Origin of the sequence: Kribbella qitaiheensis (genome assembly GCF_042657745.1) — a bacterium.
GTDB classification, from domain to species: Bacteria; Actinomycetota; Actinomycetes; order Propionibacteriales; family Kribbellaceae; genus Kribbella; species Kribbella qitaiheensis.
Genome location: NZ_JBHSKE010000057.1, coordinates 147,682 through 164,271 on the forward strand (window position 1 = coordinate 147,682; position 16,590 = coordinate 164,271).

Annotated in this window: 21 protein-coding genes and 1 tRNA gene; 12 read left to right on the forward strand and 10 right to left on the reverse strand. The window is 67.7% G+C overall.

Features of this window, described 5'->3' with window-relative positions; genetic code table 11:
• Nucleotides 1-197 precede the first annotated feature (197 nt).
• Nucleotides 198-271: transfer RNA gene (locus ACFPJ1_RS34075), tRNA-Met, on the forward strand.
• 125 nt (nucleotides 272-396) lie between these two features.
• Complete coding sequence (locus ACFPJ1_RS34080; protein WP_380110395.1) at nucleotides 397-1,428, forward strand: 4-hydroxy-3-methylbut-2-enyl diphosphate reductase; 1,032 nt, start codon at nucleotides 397-399, stop codon at nucleotides 1,426-1,428.
• 16 nt (nucleotides 1,429-1,444) lie between these two features.
• Here ACFPJ1_RS34080 and ACFPJ1_RS34085 read toward each other — a convergent pair whose 3' ends face one another.
• The 6 genes from ACFPJ1_RS34085 to ACFPJ1_RS34110 form a co-directional block, all read right to left on the reverse strand.
• Nucleotides 1,445-1,996, reverse strand: a complete 552-nt coding sequence (locus ACFPJ1_RS34085; RefSeq protein WP_380110397.1) for a DUF1269 domain-containing protein — start codon at nucleotides 1,994-1,996, stop codon at nucleotides 1,445-1,447.
• A gap of 107 nt (nucleotides 1,997-2,103) precedes the next feature.
• Entirely contained in the window at nucleotides 2,104-3,219 is a 1,116-nt protein-coding gene (locus ACFPJ1_RS34090) for an aromatic ring-hydroxylating oxygenase subunit alpha (protein WP_380110399.1), read from the reverse strand.
• Between the two features lie 7 nt (nucleotides 3,220-3,226).
• Nucleotides 3,227-3,676 (reverse strand): SRPBCC domain-containing protein, encoded by a 450-nt coding sequence (locus ACFPJ1_RS34095; RefSeq protein ID WP_380110400.1) that lies wholly within the window; start codon nucleotides 3,674-3,676, stop codon nucleotides 3,227-3,229.
• Entirely contained in the window at nucleotides 3,673-4,050 is a 378-nt protein-coding gene (locus ACFPJ1_RS34100; RefSeq protein WP_380110401.1) for an ArsR/SmtB family transcription factor, read from the reverse strand. The genes ACFPJ1_RS34095 and ACFPJ1_RS34100 overlap by 4 nt, the downstream gene beginning before the upstream one ends.
• Before the next feature lie 137 nt (nucleotides 4,051-4,187).
• Nucleotides 4,188-5,378 (reverse strand): glycoside hydrolase family 64 protein, encoded by a 1,191-nt coding sequence (locus ACFPJ1_RS34105; RefSeq protein WP_380110402.1) that lies wholly within the window; start codon nucleotides 5,376-5,378, stop codon nucleotides 4,188-4,190.
• A gap of 336 nt (nucleotides 5,379-5,714) precedes the next feature.
• Complete coding sequence (locus tag ACFPJ1_RS34110; RefSeq protein WP_380110403.1) at nucleotides 5,715-6,935, reverse strand: DNA recombination protein RmuC; 1,221 nt, start codon at nucleotides 6,933-6,935, stop codon at nucleotides 5,715-5,717.
• Nucleotides 6,936-7,065: 130 nt separating this feature from the next.
• Here ACFPJ1_RS34110 and ACFPJ1_RS34115 point away from each other — a divergent pair, with 130 nt between their 5' ends.
• A complete protein-coding gene (locus ACFPJ1_RS34115) occupies nucleotides 7,066-7,362 on the forward strand; it encodes a hypothetical protein (RefSeq protein ID WP_380110404.1) in 297 nt (98 codons plus the stop codon).
• Nucleotides 7,363-7,375: 13 nt separating this feature from the next.
• Here ACFPJ1_RS34115 and ACFPJ1_RS34120 read toward each other — a convergent pair whose 3' ends face one another.
• Together ACFPJ1_RS34120 and ACFPJ1_RS34125 are read right to left on the reverse strand one after the other, a co-directional pair.
• Nucleotides 7,376-8,167, reverse strand: a complete 792-nt coding sequence (locus ACFPJ1_RS34120) for a polysaccharide deacetylase family protein (RefSeq protein ID WP_380110405.1) — start codon at nucleotides 8,165-8,167, stop codon at nucleotides 7,376-7,378.
• 58 nt (nucleotides 8,168-8,225) lie between these two features.
• Nucleotides 8,226-9,104: a DUF817 domain-containing protein gene (locus ACFPJ1_RS34125; RefSeq protein WP_380110407.1), complete on the reverse strand. Its 879-nt coding sequence runs from the start codon at nucleotides 9,102-9,104 to the stop codon at nucleotides 8,226-8,228.
• A gap of 109 nt (nucleotides 9,105-9,213) precedes the next feature.
• On the opposite strand from ACFPJ1_RS34125, the gene ACFPJ1_RS34130 reads away from it, so the two are divergent.
• From ACFPJ1_RS34130 to ACFPJ1_RS34150, 5 genes are all read left to right on the forward strand, one after another.
• On the forward strand, nucleotides 9,214-9,741 hold the full coding sequence (locus ACFPJ1_RS34130; protein ID WP_380110408.1) for a GNAT family N-acetyltransferase: 528 nt from the start codon (nucleotides 9,214-9,216) through the stop codon (nucleotides 9,739-9,741).
• Between the two features lie 111 nt (nucleotides 9,742-9,852).
• Entirely contained in the window at nucleotides 9,853-10,929 is a 1,077-nt protein-coding gene (gene ychF / locus ACFPJ1_RS34135) for a redox-regulated ATPase YchF (RefSeq protein ID WP_380110409.1), read from the forward strand.
• Between the two features lie 93 nt (nucleotides 10,930-11,022).
• Nucleotides 11,023-11,346, forward strand: coding sequence for a hypothetical protein (locus tag ACFPJ1_RS34140; RefSeq protein ID WP_380110411.1), 324 nt, complete (start codon nucleotides 11,023-11,025; stop codon nucleotides 11,344-11,346).
• Between the two features lie 187 nt (nucleotides 11,347-11,533).
• Nucleotides 11,534-12,340: an SGNH/GDSL hydrolase family protein gene (locus ACFPJ1_RS34145; protein ID WP_380110412.1), complete on the forward strand. Its 807-nt coding sequence runs from the start codon at nucleotides 11,534-11,536 to the stop codon at nucleotides 12,338-12,340.
• Between the two features lie 83 nt (nucleotides 12,341-12,423).
• Nucleotides 12,424-12,696: a MafI family immunity protein gene (locus ACFPJ1_RS34150; protein WP_380110413.1), complete on the forward strand. Its 273-nt coding sequence runs from the start codon at nucleotides 12,424-12,426 to the stop codon at nucleotides 12,694-12,696.
• Nucleotides 12,697-12,767: 71 nt separating this feature from the next.
• On the opposite strand, the gene ACFPJ1_RS34155 is transcribed toward ACFPJ1_RS34150, so the two are convergent.
• On the reverse strand, nucleotides 12,768-13,094 hold the full coding sequence (locus ACFPJ1_RS34155) for a hypothetical protein (RefSeq protein ID WP_380110414.1): 327 nt from the start codon (nucleotides 13,092-13,094) through the stop codon (nucleotides 12,768-12,770).
• A 107-nt stretch (nucleotides 13,095-13,201) separates the two neighbouring features.
• Between ACFPJ1_RS34155 and ACFPJ1_RS34160 the strand changes: the two genes are divergently transcribed.
• Entirely contained in the window at nucleotides 13,202-13,489 is a 288-nt protein-coding gene (locus ACFPJ1_RS34160) for a hypothetical protein (protein WP_380110415.1), read from the forward strand.
• A gap of 112 nt (nucleotides 13,490-13,601) precedes the next feature.
• A complete protein-coding gene (locus ACFPJ1_RS34165) occupies nucleotides 13,602-13,967 on the forward strand; it encodes a hypothetical protein (RefSeq protein WP_380110416.1) in 366 nt (121 codons plus the stop codon).
• Nucleotides 13,968-14,054: 87 nt separating this feature from the next.
• Here the strand turns inward: ACFPJ1_RS34165 and ACFPJ1_RS34170 are convergent, their stop codons facing one another.
• On the reverse strand, nucleotides 14,055-14,297 hold the full coding sequence (locus ACFPJ1_RS34170; RefSeq protein ID WP_380110417.1) for a hypothetical protein: 243 nt from the start codon (nucleotides 14,295-14,297) through the stop codon (nucleotides 14,055-14,057).
• Between the two features lie 449 nt (nucleotides 14,298-14,746).
• Between ACFPJ1_RS34170 and ACFPJ1_RS34175 the strand changes: the two genes are divergently transcribed.
• Both ACFPJ1_RS34175 and ACFPJ1_RS34180 read left to right on the forward strand, forming a co-directional pair.
• Nucleotides 14,747-16,021 (forward strand): endonuclease/exonuclease/phosphatase family protein, encoded by a 1,275-nt coding sequence (locus ACFPJ1_RS34175; RefSeq protein ID WP_380110418.1) that lies wholly within the window; start codon nucleotides 14,747-14,749, stop codon nucleotides 16,019-16,021.
• A gap of 344 nt (nucleotides 16,022-16,365) precedes the next feature.
• Nucleotides 16,366-16,497: a DUF6881 domain-containing protein gene (locus tag ACFPJ1_RS34180; protein WP_380110422.1), complete on the forward strand. Its 132-nt coding sequence runs from the start codon at nucleotides 16,366-16,368 to the stop codon at nucleotides 16,495-16,497.
• Nucleotides 16,498-16,590: the final 93 nt, after the last annotated feature.

The window sequence follows — 16,590 nt, forward strand, 5'->3', positions numbered from 1 at the left end:
TGGCGAAGTAGCAACTGGATCAGCGAGGTGAGGAACTCGCCGGAGGCCTGAAAACCCTTTGCGCACCAGGGGATCCGCCCGCATCCTTGAGGCAGTGAACACCTCCTGGGAAGGAGCCGCCCGGACAGGGCGGGCGGCTCCCGACTCTCCTGCTAGTTGCCAACAGCAACCGCAGTCCCAGTGGCGGCAGTTCCCGCGCCAGGGTGGCGCAGCCGGCTAGCGCGCACCCCTCATAAGGGTGAGGTCGCCGGTTCGATCCCGGCCCCTGGTACGCGTCATCCGGTCATGTCCTCAACACCTCACGCTTGCCGGTGAGGCGGTGGCTGGTGAGGTGGGTCACGCTGTGGCTGGTGATGTCCGCCACGGCTGGGAGGGCGTCCGGCAGGGGCCCGTACCATGGGAGCCGTGACTGTCCAGCCTGAAACCTCCGGTACGCCGACCGCGCTCAAGACGAAGCGGGTGCTGCTCGCGGCCCCACGTGGGTACTGCGCGGGCGTGGACCGGGCGGTCGTCGCCGTCGAGAAGGCGCTCGACCTGTACGGGCCGCCGGTCTACGTGCGCAAGGAGATCGTGCACAACAAGCACGTCGTGCAGACGCTGCAGGCGCGCGGCGCGATCTTCGTGGACGAGACCGTCGAGGTGCCGGAGGGCGAGACGGTGATCTTCTCCGCGCACGGCGTGGCGCCGGTGGTGCACCAGGAGGCGGCCGCGCGGCAGTTGAAGACGATCGACGCGACCTGCCCGCTGGTGACGAAGGTGCACCACGAGGCGAAGCGGTTCGCCGCCACCGACTTCGACATCCTGCTGATCGGCCACGAGGGCCACGAAGAGGTCATCGGCACCAGTGGCGAGGCCCCGGACCACATCCACCTGGTGGACGGTCCCGGCGACGTCCCGAACGTCACCGTCCGCGACCCCGAGAAGGTCGTCTGGCTGTCCCAGACCACGCTCTCGGTGGACGAGACGATGGAGACCGTACGCCGGTTGCGCGAGCGGTTCCCCGCGCTGCAGGACCCGCCGAGCGACGACATCTGCTACGCCACCCAGAACCGCCAGGCCGCGGTGAAGAAGCTGGCTCCCGACGCGGATCTGATGATCGTGGTCGGCTCGCGCAACTCCTCGAACTCAGTGCGCCTGGTCGAGGTCGCGGTCGAGCACGGCGCCAAGGCGGGCTACCTGGTCGACTACGCGGCCGAGATCGACGAGGCCTGGCTGGAGGGTGTCGACTCGGTCGGCGTCACCAGCGGTGCGAGCGTGCCGGAGTTGCTGGTGCGCGACGTCCTCAGCTGGCTGGCCGAGCGCGGCTACGCGGAGGTGCAGGAAGTCACCACCGCGGAGGAGAGCCTGGTGTTCTCCCTGCCCCGCGAACTCCGCACCGACCTGAAGGCCGCCGGTATGGCGACCACCGGCACCTCCGACCACGCCTGACGATCAAGGCCACCGGCTACTTGTCGGCTTCACCTTCCTCGCCGCCCGCGGCGCGAGCGTCACGTTCGATCTCGTCGGTGTCGGCCTTGAGTTCCTTCGCCTGCTTCTTCTTCGCGCGCTCCATGGCCTTGTCGATCTTGGCGCCCATGTCGGCGACCGCGACGACCACCAGCCCTGCTTGACCGGCGTCCAGGCTCTCGCCGAGCTCCTTGAGATCGTCACGACTCATACCCGCGGCGGCATGCCCGGCCACCGCCCCGAGGACCGCACCGCCGGCCGTCGTGGCGGCGAGCAGCCCACCCCCGATCGCGGCGAACGGGAACAACGCGACGACCAGCCCGGTGGCCAGCCCGACACCGCCACCAAGCACCCCTCCGGCCCGGGTCGGCGTCTCATGCTTCTTGCTGATCTTCACCTTGCCGTCCTCGCGGCGCTCGACGATGGCCGCGTCATAGGAATCGATCAGTCCGGCGTCGGTGTGCAGCTTCTTGACGAGTTCGTAATCCGCCTCAGCGTCGGCGGTGTCGTCGTAGACACCGATGTAGGCGATGAAGGTGTCGATGGCCATGCTGGTAGCCCCTTGCGGTCGAAGATGCTCTGCGGACGGCTTCGATCGGAATATCGCAGCTTCAGGGCCGGGGAGAATCACCCGTCAGGGAGGATCTGTCGCCTGGGTTACCGGCTCAGGTTCTTGCCGAGGTAGCCGCGGGCGATCATCGTGACCCATTGGTAGACGGCGTCCTCGGCGGGGGCGAGGGGGCCGGGGCGGAAGTGCGGTGACTCCGCGCCCCGCTGCACCGACTCGCAGGCGGCCCAGTCCTCGCGGTTGGTGACGTCCCAGAACTCGACCGCGTACGACGGGTCGTCCACCTCGTCCGGGAAGTACCACGAGCACTCGATCGCGGTGACTCCCGGCGAGCGCGGCTCCAGCCGGTGCGTCATCACATAGTCGGGGTGCAGCGAGATCAGCAGGTTCGGGAACAGCCCGAGGTAGTTCACCGTCCGCGGATCCACGCCAGGTAGCGGGATCCCGCGAGATCGCCCGTCGAGCGACATCGTCTCGACTCCCGGGCGGAGATCCATCAGCCCGCCGACCCAGGCGCCGGGGAGGTTCCAGTTGTCGCCGGAGGTGGGCGGGGACACCTTGCACAGTTCCGGGTGGATCAGCGGGCAGTGGTAACACTCGTGGTAGTTCTCCACGATCGTCTTCCAGTTCGACTCCACGTCGTAGCTGTGCCGGGCCTTCAGCGACAACGCCTCCGGCCGGTACGGCGCGACGAGGTCGGTGATCCCGCCGAGGTGCTCGGAGAACGGTGCCGCCGTGCCGAGCGCGTTGACGAAGAGCCAGCCGTGCCAGACCTCGGACGGGAGTTCGGTCAGCCCGTACGGCGCGGGGTCGAACGTGTCGCCCATCCGCGGTGCCGCCTTCACCGCGCCGTCCAGTTCGTACGACCAGCCGTGGTACGGGCAGACCACCGAGCGGCGGTCGCTCGTACCACCCTGGCCGAGGAGTTCGTGGCCGCGATGCCTGCAGGTGTTGGCGAACGCGCGCGGTCGCTCCCCGAAGGTCAGGATCACCCCGACGTCGCCGACCACCGTCGCGCGGTACGTCGTACCGGTGGCCAGTTCGTCGGCGCGGCCGAGGCAGGTCCAGGTGGCGGCGAAGAAGTTGCGGCGTTCCCAGGTGAGCACGGCCGGGTCCGTGTACGCCGCCTGCGGCAGCATGACGGACTCGCCGTGCGGGCGGAGTGAGGCGGCCAGGGCGGTGGGGTCGACCGGTGCGTTCGCCATCCAGTCACTATCGGGTGCGGGTCACATAGAAGTCGAGCACGTAGTCCCAGCCGGAGTCGTAGCCTGCGCGCGCCCGGACACCGTCCGGACGGCGTTCCCAGCCGGTGTGCGTCAGGACGACCTCGGTGCCGTCGTCGACGGGCCGGAAGGTGACGGTGACGTGGCCGGCCTCCTTCGGGTCGTTGCCGGGGTGCCAGCTGAAGCTGACCGTCTGGGGCGGGTCCCAGTCCGACACGGTGCCCCAGTAGCAGGTCGGGCCGTCCTTGTCGTACTCCACGATCCGGCCCCCGACGGTACCTTCCAGCCGTACGTCCGTCGCCCTCTCGAGGCCGACCGAGTGCGTGACGAGCGGCCACCACACCCCCATCTCCGCCGTGAACAACTCGAATGCCCGCTCCGGCGCCGTCGGCACCACCACCGTCTTCACCAGCGGCGCGATCTCCTGATTGATGCTCATCGCCCTTCCTCGCTCTCTCCCGTACTCCGCCCGCCGCCGTCTTCGGTACTGCGCGTGCCCGCGGTCTCCGTGGTCCCCTCGACGCGGCGTACGTGCTCCGCGAAGGCGTCCAGCGCATCGCCCCAGAACTGGTCGAGCCAGTCCCGCACCTCGGTGAGTCCGCTCCGGTCGATCCGGTAGATGTGCCGGGTGCCCTGCGGCTCGTGATCCACCAGACCGGCGAGACCGAGCACCTTCAGATGCTGCGAGATCGCCGGGCGGCTGACCGGGACCCGATCGGCCAGCACCGCCACGGAACTCGGCCCTTGCCGCCGCAGCGTGTCCAGGATCGCCCGCCGGGTCGGATCGCCCAGCGCATCGAGCACGGTACCCACTTGGTAAGTCCCCACGAACGGTAAGTTGCCACTAACCGAAGCGCGCGTCAAGGTCCAGGCAGGAAGAGACCCCGGGTCCCGGCCGGGCAGCTGGCGGGGACCCGGGGTGGCTAGTGGGTCAGCTCTGGTGGGACGGGTCAGTTGAAGGGGTCGAGGGTGATGGAGGCCTGCTGCGGGTTGCCGTCGTGGACGAGCGACTCGTGCGCGCCGACGTCGTCGAAGGCGAACGCGTACGCCTTGCCGTCCGCCATCTGCGCGTGGATCTTCCGGGCGTAGTGGTTGGTCACCACGTCCTGGTAGAAGTTCGCGTTGCTGCTGTCCGGCTGGTTCGGGTTGACCAGCAGGGTGGAGCGGTTGAACCCTGCGCAGAGCGTCCGCGAGATCGGCCCGCGGACCAGGTCGTTCGGGGCGTCGAGGAGTCCGGCGCAGCCGAAGATGCTGGGTGCGTTCGGCTTCTGGAACGACGTGACCACCGCGCCCGAGCTGTTGGTGAACTTCATGACGTTGCCGGACACGCGACCGAAGTACTTCGTGTCCGGCTGGTCGGTGAACGGCGTCACCGTCAGCGTCTGCGAGCTGTACTTCGACCAGACCCGGTTGATGTAGTCGTCCATCACGTTGGCGGGCAGCAGACCGGTCTCGACCCCGTACGTCGGGGCCAGTGCGCGTAGTACCGAGCCGTTGGGTGCTGTCTGGATCAGGTTCGCCCAGCCGCCCGGCTGACCGCGAAGCGCGTTGAAGAACCCGTTGTAGCCGCCCGGCTTGAGATGTCCGGTGGTCTTGGTGGAACCGTTTGCGGCCTGCACGCCGACGGCGTACGGGGCGGAGAACATGTCGACCTGGGTGCTGTTGATCCACAGGCCGGAGTCGTTCAGCGTGTACTCGGTCCAGTTGAACAGGATGTTGCGGTTCGGGTCGCTCGGGTTCTGGACCGCGGGCTGCACCAGGCCGCCGGTGGTCAGCTTGAAGACCAGCTTCTGGCCGTAGGAGAAGTAGACCCGGCCGGAGAACTTCGGCATCTGGATGGTGATCGACTGGCCGTTCCCGGGTCCGGCGACCGACGCGTCCGGCGCCGGGGTCGGCGGGTTGCCGCCGGCCGGCCAGGCGTGGAACGTGCCTCCCGCGTCCGCCCAGCCCTGTTGACCGGTCGCGAGGTTGGTGCCCAGGTTGTAGATGTAGACCGGGTCTCCGCGGCCCGAGCTGTTGGTGATCTTCAGCGGAATGGTGTTCGGCACAGCCTCGGCCGGGACCGCGATGATCGCGGTGAGCCCGGCGGCGACAGTGGCCGCTGCGGCGAGGACCGCCAGCAGTTTGTGTTTGACGCGCACAACTCCTCCTCAGGTTTGTCCCATGCGAGAGGAAGGCGGAGCACCGGGGTGGAAGTCGCCGCGTTTACCAGGTCGCAGCAACCCCGAGGTCCCGCGAAGGGCAGGCTTCGCGGGCCGGATGAGCCCGATGCCCACGGCTCATCCGATGAGGGACGGTAGACCACCGGACGAGTGAGAGCGCTCTCATCCTTCCGACGTCCCGACACCGATGTCAACACCTCAGCACTGTCGGCTTTCCGACGCCCCGGGGTGGTTTGCCCTGCGGACGCGGTACGGATGGCCGGCTGCTGCTGCCCCACGGGACGCATGGCCTCAGCGCATGGCCGTTGGTCGGTGTTAGCCGGTTTGGGTGTCTAGGTCGGGGAGGGATAGAGGGTCGCGGTGGGTTTTGTCGGTTGGGGGGAGCCAGCGGTGGGTGGGGGGTGTGGGGTCGTCCAGGGGGAGGAGTTCGGGGGCTGTCAGGGGCCGGACCGAGGCTTCGATGGCTTCTATGGCGGCTAGTTCGGCTTCGGTGACGTGGAGGTCGCGGAGTTTGCGGGCGCTGGTGAAGACGCGGCGTTCGAAGGAGCCGACGGTGCTGTTGTAGGCGTCGACTGCTGAGGTGAGGGACCGGCCGACTCGGCCGAGGTGGTCGCCCATGGTGCCGAGGCGTTCGTAGAGTTCGCGGCCGAGTTCGAAGACCTGCTGGGCTGATTCGGTCAGGGCGGACTGGTTCCAGGCGTAGGCGGCTGCGCGCAGCGTCGCGATCAGAGTGGTCGGGGTGGCGAGGATGACGCGGCGCTCGGCGGCGTACTCGAGGAGGGAGGGCTCGACGTCCAGCGCGGCCGACAGGAACGACTCGCCAGGCACGAAGAGGATGACGAACTCGGGAGTCGACGGCAGCCGCGACCAGTAGGCCTTCGCGGAGAGTTGGTCGACGTGCGTGCGCAGATGCCGGGCATGGGCCCGCAACCGCTCCTCGCGGAAGTCGGCGTCATCGCTCTCGGCGGCTTCGAGGAAGGCGGCGAGCGGGACCTTCGAGTCGACGACCAGATTCTTGCCCTCGGCAAGCCTCACCACCATGTCGGGCCGCAGCATCCCGTCGTCGGTCGTGGTGGTCGTCTGCTCGGTGAAGTCGCAGTGCGCCACCATGCCGGCCAGCTCGACCGTACGGCGCAGGTGGAGCTCGCCCCAGCGGCCACGCACCTGCGGTTTCCGCAACGCGGTGGACAGCGACGCGGTCTCCCGGCGGAGCGCCTCGCCGCTCATCCGCACCTCGTTCACCTGCTGGTGCAGTTGGCTCTGCCAGGCGGCGCGGCCCTTCTCCAGTTGACTCAGCTCGGCGTGCAGCCTGTCGAGGGCTTCCTTCACGACCGCCTGCCCCGACATCTGCTGACCGACGGAGTGCCGCTCCTGGGTCAGTTCGACCACGCGGTCCTCGGCCGCATCCCGCTCAGCCGTGATCCGGGCCAGCTCCGCCCCGTCCTTCCCGCGAGACCAGAGCACGCCGAACACCGCGCCGAGCAACAGCCCGACCACGAGAAAAACGAGCAGCAACAACACCGTCGTACCGGTCATGTCACAGACAGTGGCAGACCCCACCGACAATTTCTGGTCACGGTCTGGGGTGGGCGCGCCGGATGGGGTGTCGGGGCGAGGTGGAGTGGACTAGCTTGCGAGCGAGGTAGGACGTCAGGGAGCTGGGGACATGTTCAAGGCACTCGCCGTGGTCGGCGCGTTGATGATGGTGGTCGGCGCCGCGGCCGGGTTCGGTCCGATCAACGTCGGGAGTGTGTCGTGCGGCTCGAGTCTCAACCGGGCTGATGATCTGCGTCCTGGTCCGGCGGCGACGGAGTGCGATGCCCGGCGGCACGACCGGGAGGGCATCGCGATCGTGCTGCTGATCGTCGGGGCCGCCGCGGCGCTTGGTGGGGCGATGGGGCTGGTCTCGGAAGGCGAGGAGGAGAGCTCCGCCAAGGAGGGCTCCAGCCCGACCGACAGCTGAGCGAAAGAAACTCTCAGCAGTCCATGGCGGGGAAGGTGTAGCCCTGGGACTTGAGGATGCGGAGGGCCTTGTCGAGGGCTGCGACCGTCTGGCTGCGTTCGCCGCCGCCGTCGTGCATGAGGATGATGTTGCGGCGGTGGGCGTGGTGAAGGATGTTGTTGACGATCGCCTGGGTGCCGGGGCGGGTCCAGTCGCGTGGGTCGACGTCCCAGAGCACCTGGACCATGCCGGCCGCCTTGATGTCGGCGCGGACTTTCGGGTTCGACGCGCCGTACGGCGGACGGAAGCACTTGGACGCCGGGCCGTCGAAGATCTCGTGATGCCGTTTCGCCGGCGAAATCGCGGTCAGTTGCGCGTGCGTGATCGAGTGGCTGCCGATCGTGTTGCCTGCGGCAAGGATCTGCTCGCGCAGTCCGGGGTGCTCGGCCTGCAGCTTGCCGAGCTCGAAGAAGGTCGCGTGGGCACTGTGCTTCGCCAGCACCTGCAGGATCCTCGGCGTCCAGACCGGGTCGGGCCCGTCGTCGAAGCTGAAGAAGAGCACCTTCTTGTTGCCTGCGGCAGCCGCTGCGGTCGGGTTGCCGGCCGGAGTACGGGGGCCTTTGTCAGGATCGGTGCCGTTCTTGCCAGGCCCGGTGTCGCCGGTCGGCGTAGACGTGGGTGTCGGGGTCCGTGTCATCGGGGTGACATTGGATGCGACGGTCGGCTGCGGTGGGTTCGAACGTCCCACGGCCAGGGCGATCAGCGAGCCGAGTACCAGGACGGCGGCGGTGCTGGTCGCGATGACGGCAGCAAGCTTTCGGGACATGACGCTCCCTCGATCAGGCGGATAGTTCCCCAGTCGCTCCCGCTCAGGAGCCCCACAGTTAGGAGACGCCCGGAGTCCTGACCTGGTTGGCGTTGGTGTGTTGCGGGGGGATCTCAGTCGCCTTCGGAGTCGCGACCGTGGCGAGGGTGCCGCGGTGGTAAAGCCTGCCCTCCAAGGACTTCACGCTGGCTACGAGGACGAAGCTCATGCTCACCAGCAACGCCCACGCGCCGAACTTCGCCGGGTGGACGAGCCGCCAGACGTCGACCTGGTCGGGGTAGTTCCAAGCGTCCAGGAACGTGCCCGCGTTCTCCGCGACCCAGAGGAAGAACCCGATCAGCAGGAACGACAGCGCCAACGGCATCCGGTACCGCCGTACGCCGACCGTGTAGAAGACCCACGTGCGCCGCAGTACGACGAGCAGCAGCAGCGCGACCGGGATCCGCAGGTCCACGATCCAGTGGTGGGTGAAGAAGTTCGCGTAGATCAGTACGGCGAGCACGGTGGTCAGCACCGGCCGGTATCCGCTCACCCGCAGGTCGAACCGCCGCCACGCCTGGCAGATGTAGCTGCCGACCGCGGCGTACATGAACCCCGCGAACAGCGGCACTCCGGCGAACTTCGTCACCGCGTCGCCCGGGTACTGCCAGGAGCCCACCTGGACCTTGAAGAGTTCCAGCGCGAGCCCCACCAGGTGGAACCCGAAGATCACCGCGATCTCGCGCCACGTCTCGAGCCGGACCACCCAGAACCCCAAGGTGAGGAGCAGGCAGTAGACCAGCAGAGCGTCGTACCGGGCGATCGGGAGGTCGACGTACTTCGAGATCGCGAGCCCGGCGAACAGGGCGGCGGGGAAGAGGCAGGACACCAGTTGCAGACCGCCGAACCTCAGCAACTGCGCGCATCCGAACACGATGCGTGACGGTCGCCCACCCATGGCAGGACTTTAGCTTTCCGTGCGGTCACAGCTTGGCCGGTTCGCTTGCGGCGGGCGGGCCGCGCTGGGTAGACCTCTTGGCTCAGGGCGATGGGTGAGGGAGCGCGTTATGGATCCCAAAGTGGTCTTCGAGACCGACCGGCTGGTAGTGCGCGACTGGGCCGACGCCGACGGGGACCGGGTGTTCGACATCTACCGTCGCTGGGAGGTGTCCCGCTGGCTCGGCGCCGATCCGAAGGTGATGAGCGACCGCAACGCCGCGTCCCGGGTGATCGAACGCTGGAACGAGCGCAACCAGGATCCGGTGTACGGCGTGTGGGCGGTCGAGGAGAAGTCCACCGGGATCGTGGCGGGGACCGTGCTGCTGGTGCCGTTGCCCGAACCTGCCGACGAGACGGGCAAGGGCGAGGTCGAGGTGGGCTGGCACTTCCACCCGGACGCGTGGGGGCGCGGGCTGGCGACGGAGTCCGCACGGGCGGCGATCGCGCACGGCTTCCGGGGCGGGCTCGGCGAGATCTACGCGGTGGTCCGCCCGGACAACCACCCGTCCCTCGCGGTGTGCCGCCGGCTGGGGATGCGCCCGCTCGGCCGGACGGACCGCTGGTACGGCACGGAACTCGAGGCCTTCGTGATCTGACCCGCCGCCGAACCGCCCGTACTGCGTTGCGCCCGGGCTCGGGTGGCTCGGTAAGGGGGTCGGGTGCTCGGATTGGGGTCGGGCGGGTTCGGCCGCGTACCCTTGACCCCCGTGGCACTCACCATCGGAATCGTCGGGCTCCCCAATGCGGGCAAGTCCACGCTCTTCAACGCGCTGACCAAGAACAACGTGCTCGCGGCGAACTACCCGTTCGCGACGATCGAGCCCAACGTCGGAGTGGTCGGCGTGCCGGACGCGCGGCTGGGCAAGCTCGCCGAGATCTTCTCCTCGGCCAAGCAACTGCCCGCGACCGTGCAGTTCGTCGACATCGCCGGCATCGTGCGCGGCGCGTCCGTGGGTGAGGGTCTGGGCAACAAGTTCCTCAGCCACATCCGCGAGTCCGACGCGATCTGCCAGGTCACCCGGGTGTTCCGCGACGACGACGTCACCCACGTCGATGGCAAGGTCTCGCCGGCGGACGACATCTCCACGATCCAGACCGAGCTGATCCTGGCCGACCTGCAGACCGTCGAGAAGGCGATCCCGCGGCTGGAGAAGGAGGCGCGCCTGAAGAAGGAGAGCGCCGTCGTGCTGGAGGCCGTGCGGGAGGCGCAGAAGCACCTCGAGGCCGGTACGCCGATCATCGCGACCCCGGTCGACCGGGACGCGATCCGTGAACTGATGCTGATGACGGCCAAGCCGTACCTGTTCGTCTTCAACTGCGACGCGGACGAGCTCGCCGACGAGGCGCTCAAGCAGCAGATGCGCGACCTGGTCGCGCCGGCCGAGGCGATCTTCCTGGACGCCAAGTTCGAGGCCGAGCTGGTCGAGCTCGGCGACGAGGACGAGGCCCGCGAGATGCTCGCCGAGATGGGTGTGGACGAGCCCGGTCTGGACGTACTGGCCCGGGTCGGCTTCGAGACCCTGGGCCTGCAGACGTACCTGACCGCCGGTCCCAAGGAATCCCGCGCCTGGACCATCCGCAAGGGCGCTACCGCTCCCGAGGCCGCGGGCGTCATCCACACCGACTTCCAGCGCGGCTTCATCAAGGCCGAGATCGTCTCCTACGACGACCTCGTCGAAGCCGGCTCCATGGCCGCCGCCAAAGCCGCCGGCAAAGTCCGCATGGAAGGCAAGGACTACATCATGGCCGACGGCGATGTAGTCGAGTTCCGCTTCAACGTCTGACCCGAAGAAGCCTCAAGGCCAACCACGCGCGTGGATCGCGGCAGATCCGTGCGTCTTCGAGCGGACGTAGGAGCATGAGCAGATAATCGTCGGGTGACCATGCCGACTCCTCCCAGCCGAGCAGAAGTGGAAGCGCTCTGGCAGGCAGTCGCGCGGGGCGATGTCACGCGGGAGTCTGTCAGCGCGTGGGCGGAACCTCTCATGTTCGACACGTACGAGGAAAAGCTCGACCTCTTGGTGATGCAAGCCTTGCAATACCTCCATGGATTCGACATGACACCCCGTTCGCCCGACGGAAACTTGATCGGTCATGGGCCGCCGGGTTCCTACGTACGCAGCCTGGAAGAGATCGGGGAGGAACTCGACGCTTGGCGTGATCGGTGCCAGGCGTACGACGCCGACCCTGAGGGGTGGTAGCAGCGAGGCGCGCAGAGGCGCGAGTTGCGGCTCAACGGGAGCGCGGAGAGGATTGACCGCCACCCGGACGACCACGTGATCTGCGGCGATAGTGTGCGTCTCACGAGCGCGGACAGCGGCAGATCCGGACTTTCGCGTTGCGCGTGGCTGTCCGGCTGGCGGTAGCCAGTGGGGCTACGTTCACGCCATGAACAATCATTCGCGGACAGCGCGATGCGCCGTCGCTGCTCTGGCCCTTGTCGCCCCCCTCGTCCTCGGAGTCACCACCGCCTCGGCCGCGCCGCGGCAGCCCGTCGAGTACGACGCGCTCGGTGACTCCTACGCCTCCGGATACGGCGTCCCGCCCTACGAGGCGTGCGGCCGCTCCCAGTCTGCCTACGCCTTGCAGCTCGACGGCCGGATGAAGATCGACCTCGATGACTTTGTCGCCTGCGCGGGCGCCACGACCGCGTCCCTGGTGGCGGGCGGGCAGCTGAACGCCCTCGACGACGACACCGACCTGGTGACGATCAGCATCGGCGGCAACGACATCGGCTGGTCGACGGCCGTCGTCGCCTGCCTGGGCGGCACCGACGCGCAGTGCGCCGGCGGGCTCGCCGCGACGAGCGGCAGGGTCACGACCGTCCTGCCGGGTCTCCTCGACTCGGTCTATTCGCAGGTGTCGGAGCGCGCCCCCGAAGCACACGTGGTCGTTACCGGCTACCCGCGGCTCTTCACACCCGAGTACGGCGCCTTCCTCGCCGCGTCGGCCCCCGAGCAGGAGGCCCTCAACAACGGGGCCGACCTCCTCAACGGAGTTATCGCCGAGGCAGCGGCCGAGCACGGCTTCCAGTTCGTGGACGTCACCAAGCGGTTCCTGGGGCACGGGGTGAACGCGCCTGATGCGTGGGTCCTCGGCCCGTTCGACCCAGGCGCCTTCCACCCCAACGCCGCCGGCTATGAGGCGTACACGGCCGCCCTGACCGCGTCGATCAACCCCTCGCGGCTGCGGTAGTTCCGGAGGCAGGACTCGCGCGCACAAGCATGACCGCGCGGACAGCGGCAGATGAGTGCGTTTGGTCTGAGACGATGTCTCGCGTGGATCGCGCCCACGACGAAGAGATCGCTGGGGTTCTGCGCGGCCTCCCCATCCGACTGGATGACCGGCTCCCAGGCAAGCACGTCGCCTTGATCACTGGGTTCATTGACGCGAACGAACTCGGCCTAGCACTTGATCAGGTTGCCGATGTCCTCTCCGAGGATGGGCTGCCGCTCGCGCGTGACGAGCGCGCCGACATCCTCGCGCTCGCAGATCGGATGCTTGTGGGTGATCGGGTTCGTTATGCCCTTTCGTTCTGTCCCGAGAGATGACGGCCGGCGCCCGTCCATCGGCATCTCGCACGGCACCGATGGCGGCATGAGCGTGCGGCTGAGGCGTAGGTTTATCTGCTCATGGCTGTCGCGAGCAGTGGCCCTGCGTGTTCTTCAACGAGAGGCACCCACTCCTGCGAGTCCAACGTCCGACCAAGCAGGCGTACTGCAGTCCAGTACTCGATCATGGTGTCCGTGGACTGCAGCAATCGCTCAATCCAGGCGAAGACATCGCGCAGGGCAGCCGGGTCGCCAATGGCGTGGGGCATCACATCGTGGCGGAACACCCAGTCGACGCGCCCCGCGGGATCTGCGCCGTCGTCGGCCTCAACAGCGGCGGCTGCCTGCGGAAAGGTCCTGAGGAACTCCTCTTCGATGTTGTCGCTTGTGAGGAGCACGCCGACACGCTAGCTCAGGTCGCAGTCCACTCGTTGCGAGTGCACCGGACAGCGGCAGATCCGGGCAGGTCACACGTGGCCGGGCAACAATGGGACACACTGACGGCGTGGATATCTCAAAGGGTTGGGAGTTCCGAGCGATCGTGATCGAGGGCGGCCCAGTTGATATTGCCGGCATCAACCCGTGGAAGGTGGAGTGGGAGCCTGTGCCGGTGGGGAGCGTAGTGGTTGCCCACCCGATCTACCCCGCCCAGCGGCACACCATGAGCGTCTACAGGCTCTCGGGAGTTGAGCCCGCTGCCTTCTTCGCAGCTGGGGAGTTCTCGAATGCCGGCTGGGGCTTCTACGAGCCCACGCAATCGATGCGGGAGTTCTTGCTATCCCGCGTCCAGTGAGCGCTCGCTCCGCGGCATGTCCGGATGGTCTCGCGGGGCCATAGTCTCCTGCAATGGGCACCAGCGAGGTCGATTTCCGCGGCATTCGAGTGCGTTGGGCGATGATGCCGTCATGACTCCAGATGACCTCAGGCGAGCGCTGACCGACGCGCACGGACAGGCCGTGGCGACATGCCTGGCGGCCTTGGACGAGCCGGAAGCAAGCGTTCATACCGACTGGGCGGACATGGATCCGGTGGCGACCTCGAACCCTTTGACGATATACCGACGTCGTGCCGGCCATGTTGAAGACATCGGGTTGCCGACTCTGGGGTTCCGGGAGGCCGTTCAACGTCTGGAGGAGACGCCTCATACGTCCTTACCCCTCGCGGGCGTGGAAGGCGCTACGGGCTACCCCGCCTGCGTCGTGTTCCTCGCGCCTGACGAGGCCGCCGTCGTCGCTGCGCTCGCCGTGCTCGGACCCATGCCACCGATCTGATCTTGGTTACCGCTCATCGGCATGAGCGAGAATTGCGACAACCGATCAGCTGCACGAGCCTGTGGATCGCAGGCTGGCTGCGACACGTCAGTCTGACGAGTCCCTCAGGCGCCCACGGGCGGCAGCAACCACATTCAGGTAGTCGTCCCTGAAGGGAGCCGTCAGCGTCGACTCCAGCCTGGCTTCCAGGTCCCACAGGACTCGCCGCTCCGCTTGGTCGACGAACTGATACTCCGTCTTGTTGAAGGTGGCCAGCCACTCAAACAGGACCGGGGCTTCGTCCTGCGTGAGGGAGAGGTTCACGTCGCCGTCGGCTGAGTCAGGACTCATGTCCTCATCATGCCGTCCGTCGTGGCACGCCCTGACATCGGCATGTGCGTGCGACGTGCGGGCCCACTACGCCATCAGCGGGGAACTCGTGCAGGGCGGGCAACTGCTCGCACTGCACGTCCCACCCGGCTAGTTCTGAAGCTGGGTCCCAATGCCAGTCGATGTCGACCCGTGGATCTGGTGCGAACGCACTGATCCGCGGGCCGGCCGGGCGGCCGCCCGCTGGGCAGATGTGGTCTGTCGGACAACGATGTAAGCGGCGGTTGTCATCTGAGAGGTTCTCGGCCCTCGGCATCCGGTCCCCGAAGGTGATCGCAAGCGCCGGGGGCCTCCGGCCGCAGTACGGGCCGCTGCACCGCGCGGTTCAGGCCGTGGTTCACCGCTCGATGTTCCCAAGCCCGACCGGTCGTGCCAGCATCGGGACCAGTCGATTCCGCAAGGAGACAGCGATGGCTTGGCACACTCAGGTTTCGGGTCGTCGGCGGCTGGCCGCCGTCCTCGCCTTCGGCTTGTCAATGCTGGCTGTGGCACAACCGGCCGCTGCGACGCGCGGCGATGCGGACGCGCGCGCTACGGTGCGGTTCGCGACGTTCAATGCCTCGTTGAACCGCGGCGCGGCCGGCCAACTGGTGGCCGACCTGTCCACGCCAGCGAACGCCCAGGCGCAAACCATTGCCGAGATCGTCCAGCGAACCCGGCCCGACGTCCTGCTCATCAATGAGTTCGATTTCGTCGAAGGCGGCGTCGCAGCGCGGCTGTTCCAACAGAACTACCTATCGATTGGACACAACGGCGCGGACCCGATCGAGTACGGCTACCGGTTCGTCGCATCGAGCAACACCGGCATCGCATCCGGCTTCGACCTCAACAACGACGGCCGGATCGTGACCGTGCCCGGCGCACCCGGGTACGGCGACGACGCGCTGGGGTTCGGAGTCTTCCCAGGACAGTTCGGCATGGCTGTCTACTCGCGTTACCCCATCGACTACGAGCGGATCCGCACCTTCCAGCACTTCTTGTGGAGGGACATGCCGGGCGCGCTGCTGCCCGACGACACGGCCACCGCGGCACCGGCAGACTGGTACTCCTCGGCGGAGCTTGACGTCTTCCCGCTGTCGTCCAAGAGCCACTGGGACGTCCCGATCCGGATCGGCAACCACGCAGTGCACTTCCTGGTCAGCCATCCGACGCCACCGGTGTTCGATGGACCCGAGGACCGCAACGGGCGGCGCAACTTCGACGAGATCCGGCTGTGGGCCGACTATGTCAGGCCCGGGCACGGAAACTACATCTATGACGATCAGGGCCGCCGCGGCGGCCTCACCCCGGGGGCGGAGTTCGTCGTCGCCGGGGACCAGAACTCCGATCCGGTGGATGGGGACAGCCTGCCCGGCTCGGCCCAACTCCTGCTCGACAACCCCAGAATCAATGCGGCCTTCACGCCAGCCAGCCAGGGCGCCGTGGAGGCGGCCACGCTCCAGGGCGGCGCGAACCTGACCCACCTGGGCAACCCCGCCTTCGACACCGCGGACTTCGCCGACAGCACACCCGGCAACTTGCGGGCGGACTACGTCCTCCCGTCCCGTCAACTGCGGGTCACCGACGGCGCGGTCTTCTGGCCGTTGCTTGCCGACCCGCTGTCCAGGCTGACCGGCGTGTTCCCATTCCCGAGCTCGGACCACCGACTGGTCTGGATCGACGTCAGCCCGCCCAGCCTCAACTGAGCCGCGCCTGATCCGAATTCTGTAACGCCCATCGGGAGCACGCAGTGCTTGCCTACGGACGTGGGGAAGAGGACGCCGCGAATTAGTGCGACCCGCCGGGCTAGGTCGGCCAGATCTCCGCGGTATCAACGAATCGTGTAACCCGTCCGGCAGGCGGACGGGAAGTCCGCGAGAAGTTGAGCAGCGGACCGGCCGCGAGTGCTCGTCGGACAGCTCGTCTGGCCTGCGTTCGCCAGGCCCGGTCACCGAGCCGGACACCGACCAAGCCGGCGCGTGCCTAACGAGTATTTGCCGGAACATCGGGGGTTCCCCTTGCCAATGCGCTGCGGGACCGAATCAGTGACCTGAGTACAAGCCTCGCCTGGGTACCTGTGCCGCCAGAGGACAAGATCGCCAGCCAACGTGAGTTCGAAGTCCTGCCCCTGAGCGCCGAGGAGTTTGAGGAGGTATGGCGTAGGGCGATCGAAGCGAGCTGAGGGCGAAGGTGCGTGCGGCGGCTCGGCCGCGTGGTGGCCGTGCGTCGGTGGCTGCCCGAGTCGTGCTGCCCGACCGCGTCGTAGGGGGCATCA